General features: G+C 69.7%; 16 protein-coding genes, 1 pseudogene and 1 riboswitch. Of the genes and pseudogenes, 10 read left to right on the plus strand and 7 right to left on the minus strand.

Annotated elements, in window-relative coordinates; translation table 11 throughout:
• Positions 1 to 188: 188 nt before the first annotated feature.
• Positions 189 to 1256, minus strand: a complete 1068-nt coding sequence (locus AB0H21_RS38010) for an NlpC/P60 family protein (protein ID WP_358526482.1) — start codon at positions 1254 to 1256, stop codon at positions 189 to 191.
• Positions 1257 to 1261: 5 nt separating this feature from the next.
• Positions 1262 to 1463: riboswitch (cyclic di-AMP (ydaO/yuaA leader) on the minus strand.
• Positions 1464 to 1866: 403 nt separating this feature from the next.
• Between AB0H21_RS38010 and AB0H21_RS38015 the strand changes: the two genes are divergently transcribed.
• The 6 genes from AB0H21_RS38015 to AB0H21_RS38040 all read left to right on the plus strand — a co-directional run bounded on the left by AB0H21_RS38015 (position 1867) and on the right by AB0H21_RS38040 (position 9758).
• Positions 1867 to 2412 carry an amino-acid N-acetyltransferase gene (locus AB0H21_RS38015; protein WP_358526484.1) on the plus strand — a complete coding sequence of 182 codons (546 nt, stop codon included), beginning with the start codon at positions 1867 to 1869 and terminating at the stop codon, positions 2410 to 2412.
• 116 nt (positions 2413 to 2528) lie between these two features.
• Positions 2529 to 3809 (plus strand): RDD family protein, encoded by a 1281-nt coding sequence (locus AB0H21_RS38020; RefSeq protein WP_358526486.1) that lies wholly within the window; start codon positions 2529 to 2531, stop codon positions 3807 to 3809.
• Between the two features lie 1162 nt (positions 3810 to 4971).
• Positions 4972 to 5115: a hypothetical protein gene (locus tag AB0H21_RS38025; protein ID WP_358526488.1), complete on the plus strand. Its 144-nt coding sequence runs from the start codon at positions 4972 to 4974 to the stop codon at positions 5113 to 5115.
• A 117-nt stretch (positions 5116 to 5232) separates the two neighbouring features.
• Positions 5233 to 5565 carry an Lsr2 family protein gene (locus AB0H21_RS38030; RefSeq protein ID WP_358526489.1) on the plus strand — a complete coding sequence of 111 codons (333 nt, stop codon included), beginning with the start codon at positions 5233 to 5235 and terminating at the stop codon, positions 5563 to 5565.
• Positions 5566 to 5873: 308 nt separating this feature from the next.
• The gene (locus tag AB0H21_RS38035) at positions 5874 to 8429 is read left to right on the plus strand and encodes an ATP-dependent Clp protease ATP-binding subunit (protein ID WP_358526490.1); all 2556 of its coding nucleotides are present in this window, start codon (positions 5874 to 5876) and stop codon (positions 8427 to 8429) included.
• A gap of 384 nt (positions 8430 to 8813) precedes the next feature.
• Positions 8814 to 9758 carry a TIM barrel protein gene (locus AB0H21_RS38040; RefSeq protein WP_358526492.1) on the plus strand — a complete coding sequence of 315 codons (945 nt, stop codon included), beginning with the start codon at positions 8814 to 8816 and terminating at the stop codon, positions 9756 to 9758.
• A gap of 174 nt (positions 9759 to 9932) precedes the next feature.
• Here the strand turns inward: AB0H21_RS38040 and AB0H21_RS38045 are convergent, their stop codons facing one another.
• Positions 9933 to 10802, minus strand: coding sequence for an A/G-specific adenine glycosylase (locus AB0H21_RS38045; protein ID WP_358526494.1), 870 nt, complete (start codon positions 10800 to 10802; stop codon positions 9933 to 9935).
• Positions 10803 to 10949: 147 nt separating this feature from the next.
• Between AB0H21_RS38045 and AB0H21_RS38050 the strand changes: the two genes are divergently transcribed.
• The gene (locus AB0H21_RS38050; protein ID WP_358526496.1) at positions 10950 to 11657 is read left to right on the plus strand and encodes a hypothetical protein; all 708 of its coding nucleotides are present in this window, start codon (positions 10950 to 10952) and stop codon (positions 11655 to 11657) included.
• 83 nt (positions 11658 to 11740) lie between these two features.
• Here the strand turns inward: AB0H21_RS38050 and disA are convergent, their stop codons facing one another.
• The 5 genes from disA to AB0H21_RS38075 all read right to left on the minus strand — a co-directional run bounded on the left by disA (position 11741) and on the right by AB0H21_RS38075 (position 15871).
• Positions 11741 to 12829 carry a DNA integrity scanning diadenylate cyclase DisA gene (gene disA, locus AB0H21_RS38055; protein ID WP_358526498.1) on the minus strand — a complete coding sequence of 363 codons (1089 nt, stop codon included), beginning with the start codon at positions 12827 to 12829 and terminating at the stop codon, positions 11741 to 11743.
• A 77-nt stretch (positions 12830 to 12906) separates the two neighbouring features.
• Positions 12907 to 14340, minus strand: a complete 1434-nt coding sequence (radA, locus tag AB0H21_RS38060) for a DNA repair protein RadA (RefSeq protein ID WP_358526499.1) — start codon at positions 14338 to 14340, stop codon at positions 12907 to 12909.
• Between the two features lie 61 nt (positions 14341 to 14401).
• The gene (trxA, locus tag AB0H21_RS38065; protein WP_358526501.1) at positions 14402 to 14716 is read right to left on the minus strand and encodes a thioredoxin; all 315 of its coding nucleotides are present in this window, start codon (positions 14714 to 14716) and stop codon (positions 14402 to 14404) included.
• On the minus strand, positions 14713 to 15093 hold the full coding sequence (locus AB0H21_RS38070) for a MerR family transcriptional regulator (protein WP_358526503.1): 381 nt from the start codon (positions 15091 to 15093) through the stop codon (positions 14713 to 14715). Before AB0H21_RS38070 ends, trxA begins: the two co-directional genes overlap by 4 nt.
• 79 nt (positions 15094 to 15172) lie before the next feature.
• Positions 15173 to 15871 carry a methyltransferase domain-containing protein gene (locus tag AB0H21_RS38075; protein ID WP_358526504.1) on the minus strand — a complete coding sequence of 233 codons (699 nt, stop codon included), beginning with the start codon at positions 15869 to 15871 and terminating at the stop codon, positions 15173 to 15175.
• A gap of 105 nt (positions 15872 to 15976) precedes the next feature.
• Between AB0H21_RS38075 and AB0H21_RS38080 the strand changes: the two genes are divergently transcribed.
• From AB0H21_RS38080 to AB0H21_RS38090, 3 genes and pseudogenes are all read left to right on the plus strand, one after another.
• Positions 15977 to 16792, plus strand: a complete 816-nt coding sequence (locus AB0H21_RS38080) for a sugar phosphate isomerase/epimerase (RefSeq protein WP_358526505.1) — start codon at positions 15977 to 15979, stop codon at positions 16790 to 16792.
• Between the two features lie 16 nt (positions 16793 to 16808).
• On the plus strand, positions 16809 to 17441 hold the full coding sequence (locus AB0H21_RS38085; protein ID WP_358526507.1) for a TetR family transcriptional regulator: 633 nt from the start codon (positions 16809 to 16811) through the stop codon (positions 17439 to 17441).
• Positions 17442 to 17631: 190 nt separating this feature from the next.
• Positions 17632 to 18569 (plus strand): annotated as a pseudogene (locus tag AB0H21_RS38090) (Fe-S oxidoreductase); the annotation flags it as partial.

The raw sequence follows: 18569 nt of genomic DNA on the forward strand, positions 1-18569 counted from the left end.
AGCCGGCCACCCCGGGAACCGGTCGCCCACCACCCGGGGTGCGCCTGTGTCAGTCGATCCTGTGTCGGCCTGTGCATCGGCGTCGGCCCGTGTATCGGCCCGATGTCGGCCGCCCCGGCCGGACTCGGTCGGCCCGGCCAGGTCGGCACGGTTGGTTCAGTCGGCCCGGCCAGGTCGGTTCGGTCGGCTCAGTCGGCGATGCGCACGGCTCCGGCGAATGGACGGTTGCCCAGCGGGACGACCCGCACGACGTCACCCGTGCGCGGGGCGTGCACCATCATTCCGCCCCCGATGTAGAGGCCGACATGGTGCAGGTCGCCGTAGAAGAACACCAGGTCGCCCGGGCGCATGTCCTCCCGGTTGATGTGCGTGCCCGCCGTCCACTGGTCGCCGGTGTAGTGCGGCAGGCTGATGCCGACCTTCTGGTAGGCCCACATCACCAGGCCGGAGCAGTCGTAGGTGCTCGGGCCCGCCGCGCCCCACACGTACGGCTTGAGCTGCTGGGTCATCGCCCACCTGGCGGCCTCGGCGGCCTTGCCCTGGCCCGGGATCGGGATGTCGATGCGGGTGGCCCGCCCGTATGTCTGCCCGGCCTGCGACAGCGCCCGCTTGAACAGCGTGCTCTCGGTCTTGGCGACCAGCTTGCGGATCTTGTCGCGCTGTGAGGACAGATCGGCGACGAGCTTCTTGACCTCGCCTTCGCGCGCCTTGGCGCTTTCCTTCGCGCGTTCGGCGATGTCCATGGACTTGGTGATCTGGGAGACCTCCTCGCCCTGCTGCAACTGGAGGGCGTAGGTGGTCGCGGCGCGGTCCAGGTAGCCGTCGGGGTCGCCGGACATCGCCAGCGCCAGGGAGGAGCCCACACCGCCGGTCATGTACGCGTCCTGGGCGTACAGGGCCGCCTGGCGGCGCTTCTCCTCCAGGTCGGTCTCGCTGCGCGTGAGCGTCTTCTTGGCGAGCTCGGCCGAGCGCTGCGCCTGCTTCAGGCGTTCCTTCTGGCCGTTGTACTGCTCGGTGAGCGACTCGATCTGCTCGTAGAGGCTCTCGACCTGGTTCTTGAGGTCCTTGAGGCTCGGCTTCGGCTCGGCGGTCGCCGACACGAGCGGCGAGCCGAACGTCAGGACGGTCAGGGCGGCGGTGACGAGCGCGATCCGGCGGGAAAGACGCTTGGTGACTCCGCCGGCTTGGGCGCGCTCCGTACGTTTGGGACGGGCATGCCTGCCCGCGCTTCTACCAGGCGTGCGCCTAGGCTGCACCAACGAGCTCCTCTCCTCGGCCGCCTACCGGGTTAGCTGACGGGTTCGGGCCGGAGTAGCCCTACCGAGCGCGCGACCACAGAGGACACGTCCATGCCCTCCCTCTCGGATTCACCCCGGGATGGCGGCCCGCCGGGGGCGTGCCCCCTGCGTGCGCCGTTGGGTCCCCGGTTCCCGCCGCTTACGGGGGTGCGGCCGGGATTCGGCGGCGCGGCCACCGCTGTGCGATGACCGGTATCGACGCTGGACACTAGTGCAGCTCAGGTTCCGCCTCAACCGGAACTGCGGATTCTGTTGAGATTTCACAACCGAGACATCACAGGATGATCACGCTCAAAGTGCTGGCAGCGCGGCATTACCCTGCGTTTACGCGTTTTTGACCCCATGTCGGGCGCGTGTGGCGCAGGTCCGCGACTGTGCGGAACGTCATATCCCGCCGAAGCGGATGGCGCCGCCGTCCCTTTGACGCCACGCGTTCACTCCGTCACCATCCGCCACACCGATATCGAGGGGGCGGGGTTTCGGGCAGCCCGATATCGCGATCGATCCCGGAATCGATGCGGTAACGCCGGCGGCGGCGGACCCGCGCGGGAGGATACCCTGGCGCTTCATGGAGCAGGTCGTGGAGTCCGTGCCCTCCGGCAGCACGGTGGTGGTGCGGCGAGCCCGCACGCCCGACGTCCGGGCCATCAGGCGGCTCGTCGACACCTACTCCGGCGACGGCCCGCGCCTGCTGCGCAAGTCGACGGTCACCCTTTACGAGGACGTCCAGGAGTTCTGGGTCGCCGAACGGGACGGCGCGGTCGTCGGATGCGGGGCGCTTCACGTCCTCTGGGAGGATCTGGCCGAGATTCGCACCGTTGCGGTCGATATCGGCTGCCGTGGCATGGGAATCGGGCATATGATCGTCGGCGCGCTCATCGACGCGGCTCGCGATCTGGGGCTGCGGCGGGTCTTCTGCCTGACGTTCGAGGTCGAATTCTTCGCCAGGCACGGTTTCGCCCCCATCCAGGGCACTCCGGTGTCTCCTGAGGTGTACGCCGAGTTGCTCGACTCCTACGATGAGGGCGTAGCCGAGTTCCTCGATCTGGAACATGTCAAGCCCAACACCCTCGGCAACACGCGGATGCTCCTCCATTTGGTCCCCCGATCTTGACCCTCGCGATGACCTGGTGGAAAGGTGACTGTTGATGCGGCTGTCGCTACGTTGGGCAACACCACTGCATGCGTGTCTGACATATGCCGCATGCGAAGCCGAAGTGAGGTGACACGGTGAGCACCGGACAGCCGCCGTACCCCCGCGACGAACCGGACGGCCACCAGCCGTCGTCCGGATCTCCGCAATACGGGCATCAGAACGCAGATCCTGAGGTGACGGTCGTCCACCGTCCTCAGCCGACATCGGAACACCCCAACCAGTACGGCCAGCAGCAGGGCTACGGCCAGCAGTACGGCCAGCAGCCGCAGTACGGCCAGCAGGGTCAGCAGTACGGTCAGCAGCAGGGCTACGGCCAGGCGGCGGCCGGTCAGGGCTATGGTCAGCAGAGTCAGCAGGGCTACGGCCAGCAGGGCTACGGCGACCAGGGCTACGGCGACCAGGCGTACGGGCAGCAGCAGGCGTCCTATGGTCAGCAGGGCCAGCAGGGTCAGCAGGGCCAGCAGTCGTACGGGCAGCAGCCGCAGTACGGCCAGCAGGGCCAGCAGCAGGGCTACGGCGACCAGGGCTACGGTCAGCAGAGCCAGCAGCAGGGTTATGGCCAGCAGGCGGGGGGTTACGGCCAGCAGCAGGGCTACGGTCAGCAGTACGGCCAGCAGGGGCAGCAGGCCCAGCCGGGGTACGGCGACCAGGGCTACGCCCAGCAGGGGTACGGCCAGCAGCAGCAGAGCTACGGCGAGCAGTACGGCCAGCAGCAGGCGCAGTACGGGCAGCAGAGCTACAACCAGCCTGGGCACTCCCCGCAGGGCTACGGCCAGCAGGGGTACGGCCAGGCGCCCGGCTACCAGCAGTCGTACGGTGCCGCCGCCGCAGGCCCGGTCCCCCCGGGCGCGCCGGCGCCGCTGGCGGAGTGGTGGCAGCGCCTCGTCGCCCGCATCATCGACGCCGTGATCCTCGCGATCCCGACGTTCATCCTCACCGCGGTCATCGCCGCCATCTTCGTCACCTCGCCGAGCTTCGACGCGAGCACGGGGACGATCACCGAGGGCGGCGGTGCCTTCATCGCCGGGCTGCTCGGCGCGATCATCATCGGCGTGGCCTACGTCGCCTACGAATTCCTGATGCTCCGGCAGCGCGGCCAGACGATCGGCAAGATCGCCATGGGCATCAAGGTCGTCCCGGTGGGCGGCTCCGTGCAGTCGCCGCTCGCCACCGACGTGGTGGGCAAGCGCGCGCTCGTCCTCTACGGGCCGAGGTTCCTCCAGTGGATTCCGTTCCTCGGCTGGATCGCCAGCCTCTTCGCGCTCGTGAACGTCCTGTGGCTGTTCTGGGACAAGCCGCTGCAGCAGACCCTTCACGACAAGGTCGCGAACACGGTCGTCGTCAAGGTCAAGTAGTTACGTCGCCGTATCAGGGCCGGGGGGTGCTCCTCCGGCCCTGACGCGTGTCCGGGGCCGGCCGCCGCCCGGGCGGGGCGGGACCCCGGACTTCGCGATCGGTGACGCCAACATCGGCGAATCGGTAACGGACAGACCTGTATATGCGATAGGACCTTGCACGAACCCGAATCCACCTTCGCTTGTCGCGAAAGGCGATCAGATGACCGCAGAACCGCCCCGAGTCGGTCACCCCAAGCATCCCCCTCCGGATCGCGCCGGAGCGCGTCACGTCCCGCAGAGCGGCGCGCACGGCCGCGCTCACGCCGACCGGGGTCCGCACGGGCCCGTGTCCCTTCTCGCGGGCCGTGCCGCCCGCCCGTCGGACGCCGCCGGCTCGCCGCCGCGCGCGTCCGCGTCCATCTCTCCGGCCCTGCCGTTCGGCGGTGATAGCGGCCCCGCGTAGCCGATCCCGGCATCGCTCCTGACGCCGATCGCCGGCGCCTCTCGTCTTCTCCGATGGAAATCCCCGCCGACCCTGACGCGGCGGTCATCGGCGTGCCTTCTGGTTCTTGGTGCGGTCATTACGTTCGGTGTGTACACAGTCCGGCGGCTTTGAGACGCATTCCCTGTACGGAGTGACACCCGGCGAAGAAGGCGACGAAGATCCGTCTTGCGGCGGACCGGCGGAGGGCGCCGCCGTTTCCGCCGCGGCGATGAAGCGCGAGACCGACTTCCCGCGGCCCGTGGTTCTCAGCGGCATTACCGCCTCCGGATGGCCCGCCGTCATCTTCGGACGCGTCCCGGCGCGCTAATCTCCGCCTACAAGGTGTCGGACAGGCGACGCGCGACAAGACCGAGGCGTGTGGTTGTCGTCACCGGATCCCCGTCTACATCGGCATTATCGACACGGACGGGCCCGCCGTGGCGGGCTCCGCCGGTGTTTTCGGGGGTTCGCCATTCCTGGGGCATCCGGTAAGGGGACTGATGAGATCGGGAAAGCTGTGGAACGGTCCTTCGCCGGGGTTTGGCGCCCGCCCCGCAACCCGTGCTGACCTCCTGTGGGGATAGAGTCGGTCCTGACTCCCCTGATCAGGCGACCGCGGTACGGACCTGCGGGGTACCGTGTGACAATTAGCGTAGGGGGCGGTGAATGCCGCCCCCCGCGTGGAGCTGAGGATCAATGAGCGATGTATTGTCCGCGTTGATACCGCCCGGCGTTGTGGCTGCGGTGGTCATCGTGGCCGTGGTCAAGCTACTTCGTTCCGAAGCGGCGGGCCTGCGGCAGGCGGCGGAACCACAGGAGAAGTCCGGGGCTTCCGACTGACCCCGACGGGTCGGTCCCCCCTTCCATCAATCGACACCGCCCTTGAATTGTCAACAAGGGTTAGTGGGTATATGTTTAGCAGACGAATCGAACATTGCTCTGCGAAAGGATTGCCAGATGGCCACGCAGATCCAGAAGATACTCATCGACGACCTCGATGGCGGCGAGGCCAATCAGACTGTCAACTTCGCGATTGATGGCTCCGCCTACGAGATAGACCTGAGCGACGACAACGCGAAGAAGCTGCGCGAGGCGCTGTCCTCTTTCGTCTCGGGCGCGCGTAAGGCCGAGGGTGTGCCTGTGCGGGGCCGTAAGCGTGGTGGCGGGCAGCGTCCGTCCCGGGAAAAGAGCTCGGAGATCAGGGCCTGGGCCAAGGCCCACGGCATCTCCGTGAGTGAGCGCGGTCGTATTGCCTCCTCCGTCGTGGAGCAGTACGAAGCGGCACACTGACGGCTCTTTGTGATCGGTCGGCTGTGGCGGTGATGGACCAATCGCCGCCATAGCCGCATGATCGCGTTATGCGTGAGTGATCGTCCCGGTGCGCGGCCGGGGCGCTCGCGTATATCAGCGGTGTTAAACGTCGTTCGCTTCGGGCGTAGCGGGAACACGCGGCCGCCTAACAGTAGTTGGATGGAGCGTGAACGCCCTGCTCTCGGGGAACGTCTGGTGTATAGAGCGGTCACCGGTCGGGGCTAGCATGCGGATGCGGCGGGCCCGGATATCCCGAGCTGCCTGACCGCTCTGTGAGGAGCGACGAGATGTTCGAAAGGTTCACTGACCGCGCACGGCGGGTTGTCGTCCTGGCCCAAGAAGAGGCCCGGATGCTCAACCACAACTACATCGGCACTGAGCACATTCTTCTTGGCTTGATCCATGAGGGAGAAGGCGTTGCCGCCAAGGCTCTTGAGAGCCTGGGCATCAGTCTTGAAGGTGTGCGCCAGCAGGTCGAGGAGATCATCGGCCAGGGCCAGTCCGCGCCATCGGGGCACATCCCCTTCACCCCGCGCGCCAAGAAGGTCCTCGAGCTGTCGCTCCGAGAAGCCCTGCAGCTGGGCCACAACTACATCGGCACCGAGCACATCCTCCTCGGCCTCATCCGCGAGGGCGAGGGCGTGGCCGCTCAGGTGTTGGTGAAGCTTGGCGCCGATCTCAACCGGGTCCGGCAGCAGGTCATCCAGTTGCTCCACGGCTACCAGGGCAAGGAGCCCGCGGCGGCAGGTGGGCCTCAGGAGTCCGCTCCGTCGACCTCGCTCGTGCTGGACCAGTTTGGCCGCAACCTGACCCAAGCGGCCCGTGAGGGCAAGCTCGACCCGGTGATCGGGCGCGACAAGGAGATCGAGCGGGTCATGCAGGTCCTGTCCCGCAGGACCAAGAACAACCCCGTTCTGGTCGGAGAGCCCGGCGTCGGCAAGACGGCCGTGGTCGAAGGGCTGTCCCAGAAGATCGTCAAGGGCGAGGTTCCCGAGACGCTGAAGGACAAGCAGCTCTACACCCTCGACCTCGGCGCCCTCGTCGCCGGCTCGCGCTACCGCGGTGACTTCGAAGAGCGCCTGAAGAAGGTTCTCAAAGAGATCCGCACCCGCGGCGACATCATCCTGTTCATCGACGAGCTGCACACGCTGGTCGGAGCGGGCGCCGCCGAGGGCGCGATCGACGCCGCCAGCATCCTCAAGCCGATGCTGGCCCGCGGTGAGCTCCAGACCATCGGCGCCACCACGCTGGACGAGTACCGCAAGCACCTGGAGAAGGACGCCGCCCTGGAGCGCCGCTTCCAGCCCATCCAGGTCGCCGAGCCCTCGCTCAGCCACACGATCGAGATCCTCAAGGGTCTGCGCGACCGTTACGAGGCCCACCACCGCGTGACGATCACCGACGCCGCCCTGGTCGCCGCCGCGCAGCTCGCCGACCGCTACATCAGCGACCGGTTCCTGCCGGACAAGGCGATCGACCTCATCGACGAGGCCGGCTCGCGCATGCGCATCCGCCGCATGACCGCCCCGCCGGACCTGCGCGAGTTCGACGAGAAGATCGCGCAGGTGCGCCGCGACAAGGAGTCCGCGATCGACGCGCAGGACTTCGAGAAGGCCGCGGCCCTTCGTGACCAGGAGAAGCAGCTCCAGCTCAAGCGCGACCGGCGCGAGAAGGAGTGGAAGGCCGGCGACATGGACGTCGTGGCCGAGGTCACCGAGGAGCTCATCGCCGAGGTCCTCGCGACCGCCACCGGCATCCCGGTCTTCAAGCTCACCGAGGAGGAGTCCCAGCGGCTGCTCCGCATGGAGGACGAGCTCCACAAGCGCATCATCGGCCAGGACGACGCGATCAAGGGTCTGTCCCGGGCGATCCGCCGCACGCGCGCCGGTCTGAAGGACCCGCGCCGCCCGGGTGGCTCGTTCATCTTCGCCGGCCCGTCCGGCGTCGGTAAGACGGAGCTGTCCAAGGCGCTCGCCGAGTTCCTCTTCGGGGACGAGGACGCGCTGATCATGCTGGACATGTCCGAGTTCATGGAGAAGCACACCGTCTCGCGGCTGTTCGGCTCCCCGCCCGGCTACGTCGGGTACGAAGAGGGCGGCCAGCTCACCGAGAAGGTCCGGCGCAAGCCGTTCTCCGTGGTCCTGTTCGACGAGATCGAGAAGGCCCACCCGGACATCTTCAACTCACTGCTGCAGATCCTGGAGGACGGTCGCCTGACCGACGCCCAGGGCCGGGTCGTCGACTTCAAGAACACCGTCATCATCATGACGACCAACCTCGGTACCCGTGACATCTCCAAGGGCATCGGGGTCGGGTTCGCGAAGTCGAACGACGTCGAGGGCAACTACGACCGGATGAAGGCCAAGGTCCAGGAAGAGCTGAAGCAGCACTTCCGGCCCGAGTTCCTCAACCGTGTCGACGACACCGTGGTCTTCCACCAGCTCACGCCCGCCGAGATCATCCAGATCGTCGATCTGATGCTCGCCCAGGTGGACCAGCGCCTGAAGGACCGCGACATGGGCCTGGAGCTCACGCAGGAGGCCAAGCAGCTGCTGGCCGACCGCGGCTACGACCCCGTCCTCGGCGCGCGCCCGCTGCGCCGCACCATCCAGCGCGAGCTGGAGGACGCCCTGTCCGAGAAGATCCTGTACGGCGAGCTGCGTCCGGGTCAGATCGTCAAGATCGCGATCGAGGGCGAGGGCGAGAGCGCCACGTTCACCTTCACGGGTGAGCAGAAGTCCCAGCCGGAGATCCCGGACTCGGCGGCGGCCATCGCCGACGCCGCGACCGCCGGCAGCCGCGCCGGCGCGTCCGCCGGTCCGGTGGACCGGACGCACCCGTAAGGCGGCCGCTCGGCTGAAATTTCCGCCGAAGACCCCCCGTGAGCAGGCTCACGGGGGGTCTTTCGCATTTCGTGAGATCACTTTGACGGGATTCGCTATGACACCACCGAAGGTAGTACTACACTCCGTAGAGCGAATCGGGCCAAGTCTCGACCAAGTGGTTCACAAGATCCACTGAGTACGGTGCGGCAGATCGAGATCCGCCCGCCGACGTAGCGGCGGATCCGCTGCCGGGTGGACGCGCCAGGTGGCGCGCCCCGGGCAGACTCGGGCGGGCCAGGCCGGATTCCCGGCAGGCAGGAGATCACCGCCGCGCCGCGCGACCCCACCGGGTCGTGCGAGGCGACGGAACCCGCGACGAGTAGTACGCCTGGGAGGCACGCAATGCGTCTGAGCCATGAGGACGGCACGCTCGTTCACGTGTCCTACAACGCGGGCGTGCACCCCGCGGAGGACCTCGAGAACCTCATCGCGCACCTCACCCGCTACGCCGTGCCGGTGCGCAGGCGGCTCGGGGTCGACCGGCTCGGCATCGGCCTGTGGCTGGCCCCCGCGGTCGCCGACCATCTGACCGCCGACCGCATCGAGCTGGTCCGGCTGCGCCGATCGCTGGAGGAGCGCGGCCTGGAGGTCGTCAGCCTCAACGGCGCCGGCGGACGCGGCATGGGCCAGGACAGCCCCGGCCCCGACTGGGCCAAGCCCGAGCGGTACCGGTACACCATGGCCCTGGCGAAGATCCTCGCCTTCCTGCTGCCGGAGGACGTCCGGTTCGGCAGCATCTCGACGATTCCGATCGGCTGGCGGCGCGACTGGCCCGCCGACCTGCACGCCATCGCCTCCCGGCGCCTGGACCGGCTCTCGCGCGAACTGCGCGGCCTGCACAGCGTCACGGGCAAGACGATCAGGGTCGGCTTCCAGCCGTGGCCGGGCTGCGTCCTGGAGACGACCGAGCAGGTCGTGCGGCGCGTGTGCGGCATCGACTCCGAGTACCTCGGCGTCTGCCTGGACGCCTGCCACCTGACCTGCGGCGTCGAGGAGCCGGGCGCCGCGCTGCGCGGCGTGGCCGACGCCGGGGCGACCGTGGTCAAGCTGGGCCACGTCCACAACCACACCGGCGAGGTTCCCGGCACCGAGTCGATCCTGGAGAACACGCTGGCCGCCATCCTGGCCGGTCCGGGCAGCGGCGGCGCGCACATCGAGGTCGAGGCCCACGGCCTGGCGGCCCCCGCCAAGGGCAAGGGCCCCGCCGCCCTGGTCGCCACCCTGGCCGACGAACTCGACTGGACCCGCCGCAACCTGACGGCCTTCGGCCTCAAACTCGCCGCCTGACCGCGCCGCCGGCTGTCGTCGGCTGAGAAAGCCCGTGAAACCGTCGTAATGGGATCGGTCGATCGAGCTCTCTTCAAGGACTTGAGGGTCTTCGGGAGAGGTGGGTCGCATGGCGAGAACCCGGCCGCCGTCGAGCGCCTCCGGGGGCGATGAACGGTCGCCGGCGCGCGACGGTCAGGCCGGCAGACGGTAGGTGCCGTCGGCGAGCGGCTCGGCGAGGCCGTCGGCCACGAGGCCGTCCAGGGCGCGCTCGCGCTGCACCGGGTCGGCCGTCCACACCGCGTCCAGGGCCGCCTTCGGCACGGGGCCGTGCGCGTCCCTGAGGACCGCCAGGAGCCGTCCGCGGCATTGGCGGTCGGTGCCCGCGTACGTCTGCCCGCGTCGCTCAGGGCCCTCGTACGGCGGCCGTCCCGCCAGGCGCCAGGCGCAGGAGGCGGCCACCGGGCAGTCGGCGCAGCGGGGCGTGCGCGCCGTGCAGACGAGCGCGCCGAGCTCCATGATCGCGACCGCCCACCGGGGCGCGCCCAGGGGCGGGATCAGCGACTCGGCCAGCTTCCGCTCCGCCGCCGTGGTGGCCGTCGGCGGGTACTCCTCGCCCCGGACGGCCCGCGCCAGCACCCGGCGCACGTTGGTGTCCAGGACGGCGTGGCTGCGGCCGTACGCGAAGCTCGCGACCGCCGCGGCCGTGTAGTCGCCGATGCCGGGCAGCGTGCGGAGCTCCTCGTACGTCGAGGGCACCTGCCCGTCGTGGTCGGTGGTGATCGCGCGGGCGCACGCGTGCAGGTTCAGGGCGCGGCGCGGATACCCGAGGCGCCCCCAGTGGCGGACGGCCTCGCCGGGCGGCTCGGCGGCGAGGGCGGCGGGCGTGGGCCAGCGGTCCATCCACTCCTCCCAGATCGGCTGGACGCGGGCCACCGGGGTCTGCTGGAGCATGATCTCGCTGACCAGGATGCCCCAGGGAGTCGCCTCGGGCCGCCGCCACGGAAGATCCCGCGCGTTGCCCGCGTACCAGTCGAGGATGGCCGTATGAAGTCCGTTTCCCACGCGCTCGAGCCTAGAACCTGGCGCGGCCCCCCATGAGCGTTCACCGGGTGGGGGTTTTGGCGGATATGGCGGTGGGTTTCAGGGTGGGGTTTTGGGGGATCGGCGGGTCGACACACCCGGCGGCTCACAACTCTCCATACTGTGAGTATGGATCCGGATACGTTCCGTGGCGACGTCGGTGTAGAGGGGCCGGAGGTCTACTGGCGCCGCAGGGTGTCGGTGCTCACCGGCGCCCTCGTCGTGGTGGCCGTCGTGGCATGGGCCTGCACGAGCGCGTCCGGGGGGTCGGGGTCGAACTCGGGCGGGCGGCAAGGCGGCGCGGCCCAGAAGGGCGGCCCGCCGACGGTCACCGCGACCCCGTCCACGACCGCGACCACTCCGGCGCCCGCCGCCAAGGCCGCCGTCCCTTCACCCCCGCCCGTGACGCCGAAGCCCTCGCCCACCCGCACCCGCAGGCCCGGCGACCCGTGCGAGAAGTCCGACCTCGTGCTCAGCCTTCGCGGCGAGTCGGAGGTCTACCACCGCAAGGGCACGCCGAGGTTCCTGCTCGCCGTCGTCAACACCGGCCGCGTCGACTGCTCGGTGGACGTGGGGCCGCGTGCGGTGGAGGTCCGCATCACCTCGGGCGACGACCGCGTCTGGTCGACGGCCGACTGCCTGAGCGGCGAGCGCAGGGAGGTCCGCCGGTTGCGGCGCGGCGTGCCCCACGTGCGCATGGTCGACTGGGATCGCCGCCGGTCCGCGCCGGACTGCCGGGCCTCACGCCCGAAGGCGCACGACGGCACGTACGTCGCCACCGCCCGCATAGGCACCCTGCACAGCCCCCGGGTGGTCTTCCACCTACGCCACCCCTGAACCCATGAGTTCGGGGCGCCCAAAAGTGCCCAAAAGTGCGCCCCGAACCGCCGCGCCGGAGGCGCGGCCATAGACAGAGCCATTTACACGTATCTCTCCAAGATGGATGCTTCGGCCAGGCGGGAGAGGCCCTCGCGGACGTTGCGGGCGCGGGACTCGCCGACGCCGCCCACCGACTGCAGGTCGTCGGTGCTGGCCGCCAGGAGCTTCTGGAGGCCGCCGAAGTGGTCGACGAGCCGGTCGACGACGCTGCCGGGCAGGCGGGGCACCTTGGCGAGCAGGCGGAAACCGCGCGGGTTGACCGCTTTGTCCAGTGCCTCGGAGCCGTCGTGGCCGAGGACGTGCGCCACCGCCGTGAGGTCGAGCAGGTCGCCGGGGGACAGCCGGTCCAGCTCGGCGAGCGAGTCGGTGACCGAGCGCGGGCGCCGCCCGCCCTGGGCCGGAAGGTAGTCGCGCAGGATCAGATCGCGGTCCTCCTCGACCCCGGCCACCAGCTCGGCGAGCTGCAGCGACAGCAGCCGCCCGTCGGTGCCGAGCTCGACGACGTAGCCTTCGATCTCGCCGGCGATGCGGCGCACCATCTCCAGCCGCTGCACCACCACCGAGACGTCGCGCGCCGTGACCAGGTCCTCGATCTCCAGGGCCGACAGCGTGCCGGAGACCTCGTCCAGGCGCATCTTGTACCGTTCGAGCGTGGCGAGCGCCTGATTGGCCTTGGAGAGGATCGCCGCGGACTCCTCCAGGACGTACCGGACGCCGTCGAGGTAGAGCGCGATGATGTGCATCGATTTGCTGATGGAGATCACCGGCGAGCCGGTCTGCAGGGCCACGCGCTGGGCGGTGCGGTGGCGGGTGCCCGACTCGTTGGTGGGGATGGTCGGGTCGGGGACGAGGTGGACGGCCGCCCGCACGATCTTGCCGGTCGCGGAGTCCAGGACGATGGCGCCGTCCATCTTGGCCAGCTCGCGCAGGCGCGTCGCGGAGAACTCGACGTCGAGCGTGAACCCGCCCGTGCAGAGATCTTCGACCCCGCGGTGGTATTCGAGGACGATGAGCGCACCCGTGTGCCCACGGAGAATGCGCTCCAGGCCGTCGCGGAGCTCGGTGCCCGGAGCGAGGGCGGCAAGGGTGGATCGTCGGCGATCGTCGATGCCCTTGGAGTTGTTCGCCACATGACCCCCGATGGTCGCTGACCTCGCCCAGTTTAGCGGCGATATGCCGCCGCGGGCCGGGAGCGCGGCGGCGAGGCTCATGTGACGTGCGTCAACGCGTCCCAGACGTTCTCTGCTTCTGTGACGTCGAAACCCTGGGAGAAGTTCGTCGTGCGGATGGGCGACCGCGCCACCGGGACGGGCCTGCGGGCCTCGCGCCCGTCCGGGGACGGCAGCGCGGGCGGGTCCTGGTCGAGCGAGCCGGTGGGGACCAGGGCGTGCGAGAAGCCGAGCCGCGCGGCCTCGGCCACCCGGCGCCGGATGTCCCTGACCGGGCGCAGCTCGCCCGCGAGGCCGACCTCGCCGAGGACGATCAGGCCGGGCGGCAGGGGACGGTCGCCCGCCGCGCTGGCCACGGCGAGCATCACCGCGAGGTCGACCGCCGGGTCGTTGAGCCGGATGCCGCCGACGGTCGCGGTGAAGACATCACAGCCGCTCAGCCGGGCGTTCAGCCGGCGCTCCAGGACGGCGAGGATCATCGTCACGCGGAAAGGATCGAGGCCGGAGGTCGAGCGGCGCGGCTGCTGGGCCTCGGTGGGGCCGACCAGCGCCTGGACCTCGGCGGGCAGCGGCCGGGTGCCCTCGACCGTGACGGTGACGCACGTGCCGGGGACGGGCTCGGAGCGGCGCGAGACGAACAGGCCGCTCGGGTCGGGCAGCCCCTGGATGCCGCGCTCGTTCAGGTCGAAGCAGCCGACCTCGTCGGTGGGGCCGAAGCGGTTCTTGATGCACCGCACCATGCGCAGCCGCGAGTGGCGGTCGCCCTCGAAGTGGAGCACGACGTCGACGAGGTGTTCCAGGACGCGGGGGCCGGCGATCGAGCCGTCCTTGGTGACGTGGCCGACCAGGACCGTGGACAGGCCGCGCTCCTTGGCCAGGCGCACCAGATTGCCCGTCACCTCGCGGACCTGCGTCACGCCGCCCGGGACCCCCGTGGCCTGAGCGGAGCCGATGGTCTGCACGGAGTCGACGATCAGCAGCCGGGGCTGGACCTTCTCGACATGGCTGACCAGGGCGGCGAGGTCGGTCTCGGCCGCGAGGTAGAGGTGCTCCTGAATGGCGCCGATGCGGTCGGCGCGCATGCGGACCTGGGCGGCGGACTCCTCGCCCGTGACGTACAGGACGGTCTCGTGGCGGGCCATGCTCGCCGCGGCCTCCAGCAGCAGCGTGGACTTGCCGATGCCCGGCTCGCCGGCGAGCAGCACGACGGCGCCGGGGACGAGCCCGCCGCCGAGCACGCGGTCGAGCTCGCCGACGCCGGTGGTGCGGGCGCGGGCGAACTCGGCCTTGACCTGGCCGATCGGCAGCGCGGGGGAGGTCACGGCGCCCCCCTGGACGACGTGGACGCCGGCGCGGGCCTCCTCGGCGTCGACCGTGCCCCATGCCTGGCACTCGCCGCAGCGGCCCACCCATTTGGAGGTGCGCCACCCGCACTCGGCGCAGCGGTACCCGGCCTTCTGCGTCTTGGTCATGGGGGGCACGTTATCGGCCCGCGCCGACAATTCACATCGGCCGCGCGCCCGCCCGGAGGCGCTAGAACTGCCCTTCCAACTCGGCCAGCAGCAGCCGCTTGGGCTTGGCGCCGACGACCTGGCGCACCACCTCGCCGTGCCGGTAGAGGTTCATCGTGGGGAAGCCCATCACGCCGTACCGGGAGGCGATCTCGGGGTAGTCCTCGGCGTTCAGCTTGGCGACGGTCAGCCGGTCGGCGTACTCGCCCGCGATCTCCTCCAGGATCGGCGCGACCATGCGGCACGGCGGGCACCACTCCGTCCAGAAGTCCACGAGGACGGGCTTGTCGCTCTGGAGGACCTGCTCGGCGAAGTTCTCGGCGGTCAGCGTGATCATGTCGTTCCTCCGGTTCTCAGCGCGCATCCCGGGCACGCCTCGGCGAGTTGGGCCGCCACCTCGGCGCGGCGGCCGAACAGGGTGCGGATCTGCTCGTCGATCTCGGCGAGCTTGCGGCGGTAGACCTCGACGGACTCGGGGCAGGCGTTCCCGGCGTCGTTGCCGGCGCGCAGGCACTCGACGAACGGCCGCGCGTCCTCCAGGGTGAAGCCCACCGTGATCAGCGAGCGGATCTCGGCGACCACCTTCACGTCGGACTCGTCGTACTCCCGGTAGCCGTTGGACGTCCTCCTGGCCGCCAGCAGCCCCTGCTGCTCGTAGTAGCGCAGCGCCCGGGTGCTCACCCCCGCCCGCCTCGCCAGCTCGCCGATCCGCATCGGTCCTCCCTGATCCGCGTTCACGCTAAGCCCTGACGTCAACGTCAAGGTCAAGCCCGCGCATCCCGGAAGAGGGACGTCAGAACAGGCGCCAGCGCAGGATGTTGGGGTAGGCGACCTCCAGGCCGGGCGTGCGGGCGATGGCCTCCTCGGCGACGTCGGGCGCGAACTCGATGCGCAGGACGGCCTCCAGGTCGGCGCGGGTGGAGAAGACCATGCGCAGGTCCAGCTCCCGGCGCTGCCAGCCCTGCCGCGACCAGAACGCCTCCACGGCCGCCGCCGAGTAGGACGGCACCGTGCGGCTGAACCAGGCACCGAAGTCGCCGCGGCTCGCGTCCAGGTCGATGACGAACGCCGCGCCGCCGCGCCGCACCACCCGGGACAGCTCGCGCAGGCCGGGCTCGCAGCCGGGGCCGAAGAAGTACGCCCACCGGGCGAAGGCGATGTCGACCGAGGAGTCGGGGACGGGCAGCGCCTGGGCGGTCGCCGTGCGGACGAACACGCGGGGCAGCGCGCGGCAGCGTTCGGCGGCGAGCGCGGCGAGCGCGGCGTGCGGCTCGACGCCGATGACCGTGCGCGCCGTGGCGGCCAGCCCCGGCAGGTGGTAACCGGTGCCGCAGCCGATGTCGAGGACGGCGCCTCCCGTCCAGGGGCGGATCGCCGACATCGCGGCCTCGGCGGCGCCGTCCGGGTCGACGGCCCGGTTCTCCAGCTCGTAGGTCCGGGGTGAGTTCCATATATTCGGGCTGGGAATGGCCCCATCGACGATCCGCGCCATGGGGCATACGCTAGACCAGGCACAACGCGAACAGGCGCGTGTGATCTCCGTTGCATCCGGGTTGCGCTACGCGACCTGGGCGCGACCCGGCTTAGGCTGGCAGATGTGACCGACGTCATCCGTGTCCCGAACGCCAAGATCGCATTGTCCACCGCGTCGGTGTATCCCGAGCGCACTCCGGACGCCTTCGAGCTGGCCGCCCGCCTCGGTTACGACGGTGTCGAGGTCATGGTCGGCGCCGACCCGATCAGCCAGGACATCGACGTGATCGAGCGCCTTTCGGACCACTACGGCATTCCCGTCCTGGCCGTCCACGCCCCCTGTCTCCTCGTCACCCAGCGTGTCTGGGGCCGTGACCCCTGGGCCAAGCTCGTCAAGGCGCAGAAGGCCGCGGAGCGGCTCGGCGCGCGCACGGTCGTCGTGCACCCGCCGTTCCGGTGGCAGCGCGACTACGCCCGCGACTTCGAGACCGGCCTCGCCCGCATGCGCGACGAGACCGACGTCGTCTTCGCGGTCGAGAACATGTTCCCCCTGCGCGCCCGCGGCGCCGAGGTCGTGCCGTACTCCCCGGGCTGGGACGTCGTCGACTACGACTTCCCCCAGGTCACCCTCGACCTCTCCCACACGGCCGTGTCGGGGTCCGACGCGCTGCAGATGGCCGAGAAGCTCGGTGACCGCCTCGCCCACCTGCACCTCGCCGACGGCGTGGGCACCACCAACAAGGACGAGCACCTGGTGCCCGGACGGGGGAGCCAGCCCTGTGCCCGCGTCCTGGAGAAGCTGGCCACCGCCGGGTACGGCGGCCTCATCGTCCTGGAGATCAACACCCGTAAGGCGTCCGGGCGCAGCGAGCGCATCGACGACCTGGCCGAGGGGCTGGCCTTCGCCCGGCTGCACTTCGCGGCGTCCTCCTCGACATGATCGGGTCTTTGTCGGCATGATCCGATCCGAGACCGGCGATGACGGCGCGGAAGGCGGAGGGGTGACGGCGGAAAGACGGCGTCCAGGGAGGCGCCCGGGTTCGGCGGACACGCGCGGCGAGATCGTCGTCGCGGCCCGCAAGATCTTCGCTGAGAAGGGTTTCGACAAGACGACGATCCGGGGCATCGCCCGGGAGGCCGGGGTGGACCCGGCGCTCGTCCACCACTATTTCGACACCAAGGAGGGCATCTTCGTCGCGGCCCTTCATCTGCCCGTGGACCCCTCGAAGGTGATCCCTCTGATCCTGGAGGGGCCGCGCGAGCAGGTCGGCGAGCGGGTCACCCGGTTCATCCTGACGTTGACGGCCGACCCGACGGCCCGCGAGCCGATCATCGCCCTCATGCGCAGCGCGATGACCAACGAGCGGGTGGTCGCGATGATCCGCGAGTTCATGACCCGGGCGATCCTGGAGCGGGTGGCGGCCGGCCTGGACATCCCGCCGATCCGCATGGAGGCGGCGTTCGCGCAGATGTTTGGCGTGGTCTTGCTGCGGTACGTCCTTCAGGTGGAGCCGGTGGCGTCCGTCGACATCGAGGAGCTCGTCGGCCTTCTCGCGCCGACGGTCCAGCGTTACCTCGGCGCCGACTGATCGAACCCGGGCCGAGACCTTCACAGAGCATTGTTCTAGCCAGTGCGGCCGAAGGGTCGCACCTGTGCATGGCCATAAGTTACTGGCGGGTACTATTCGGAGTGGCTTCGCCGTCACGGTGGACGACCGGTGTGTCCTGCTGTGTCTGCTGTGTCTACGCTGGGCAGCAACGCCCTAGTTTGGAGGACCCGTGCTCCTTGTAGCGATCATCGGGCTCGTGATGACCGCCATCGCGGTCACCCTCGCCGGTCGCCGCGCGCACTGGCTCTACAACCTCGCCACGAGCGGCCAGCCCGCTCCCGAACGCGTGGAGTACGCCAAGGAGAACGCCGGCGCCGAGCTCAGGGCGCAGGTGGTGGAGGTGTTCGCGCAGAAGAAGCTGTTGAAGTGGACGCCGTCGGGTGTGGCGCACTTCGTGGTGTTCTGGGCGTTCGTGATCTTGGCAACGGTGTATCTGGAGGCCTACGGCGCGCTGCTCCAGGGCGCGATCACCGGGACCCCGGACTTCCATATCCCGCTGGTCGGGACCTGGCCGGTGCTGGGGTTCCTGCAGGACCTCATCGCGGTGGCGTGCCTGCTGGGCCTGGTGGGTTTCGCGGTCATCCGGGTCAAGAACTCGCCGAAGAAGCTCGGCCGCGGCTCGCGGTTCTCCGGCTCGCACCTGGGCGGCGCCTGGCTCATCCTGTTCATGATCTTCAACGTGCTGTGGACGATGTTCCTGTTCCGCGGCGCGGCCGTCAACACCGGCAACTTCCCCTACACCTCGGGCGCGTTCGCCTCCGAGGCGGTGGCCAAGGTGCTGCCCACCAGTGAGGCGCTGGAGTCGGTGGGGCTGCTGCTGCACATCGGCGTCATGCTGGTGTTCCTGGTCATCGTGGTGAACTCCAAGCACCTGCACATCTTCCTGGCGCCGCTGAACGTGCTGTTCTCACGGCGTCCCGACGGGCTGGGCGCGGTGCCCCAGATGCGCAGCAACGGTACGGTGCTGGACTTCGAGGAGGCCGACCCCGACACCGACGTGTTCGGCCGCGGGAAGATCGAGGACACCACGTGGAAGGGGTTCCTGGACTTCTACACCTGCACCGAGTGCGGCCGCTGCCAGTCGCAGTGCCCGGCATGGAACACCGA

This window comes from Sphaerisporangium sp. NPDC051011 (assembly GCF_040653595.1).
GTDB lineage: Bacteria > Actinomycetota > Actinomycetes > Streptosporangiales > Streptosporangiaceae > Sphaerisporangium.

Bases quoted from the DNA above. Each gene is read 5' to 3' on its own strand.
- AB0H21_RS38015 (WP_358526484.1), top strand. From the start codon at position 1,867: ATGGAGCAGGTCGTGGAGTCCGTGCCCTCCGGCAGCACGGTGGTGGTG.
- AB0H21_RS38025 (WP_358526488.1), top strand. From the start codon at position 4,972: ATGAGCGATGTATTGTCCGCGTTGATACCGCCCGGCGTTGTGGCTGCG.
- AB0H21_RS38030 (WP_358526489.1), top strand. From the start codon at position 5,233: ATGGCCACGCAGATCCAGAAGATACTCATCGACGACCTCGATGGCGGC.
- AB0H21_RS38035 (WP_358526490.1), top strand. From the start codon at position 5,874: ATGTTCGAAAGGTTCACTGACCGCGCACGGCGGGTTGTCGTCCTGGCC.
- AB0H21_RS38040 (WP_358526492.1), top strand. From the start codon at position 8,814: ATGCGTCTGAGCCATGAGGACGGCACGCTCGTTCACGTGTCCTACAAC.
- AB0H21_RS38050 (WP_358526496.1), top strand. From the start codon at position 10,950: ATGGATCCGGATACGTTCCGTGGCGACGTCGGTGTAGAGGGGCCGGAG.
- radA (WP_358526499.1), bottom strand. From the start codon at position 14,340: ATGACCAAGACGCAGAAGGCCGGGTACCGCTGCGCCGAGTGCGGGTGG.
- trxA (WP_358526501.1), bottom strand. From the start codon at position 14,716: ATGATCACGCTGACCGCCGAGAACTTCGCCGAGCAGGTCCTCCAGAGC.
- AB0H21_RS38070 (WP_358526503.1), bottom strand. From the start codon at position 15,093: ATGCGGATCGGCGAGCTGGCGAGGCGGGCGGGGGTGAGCACCCGGGCG.
- AB0H21_RS38075 (WP_358526504.1), bottom strand. From the start codon at position 15,871: ATGGCGCGGATCGTCGATGGGGCCATTCCCAGCCCGAATATATGGAAC.
- AB0H21_RS38085 (WP_358526507.1), top strand. From the start codon at position 16,809: ATGATCCGATCCGAGACCGGCGATGACGGCGCGGAAGGCGGAGGGGTG.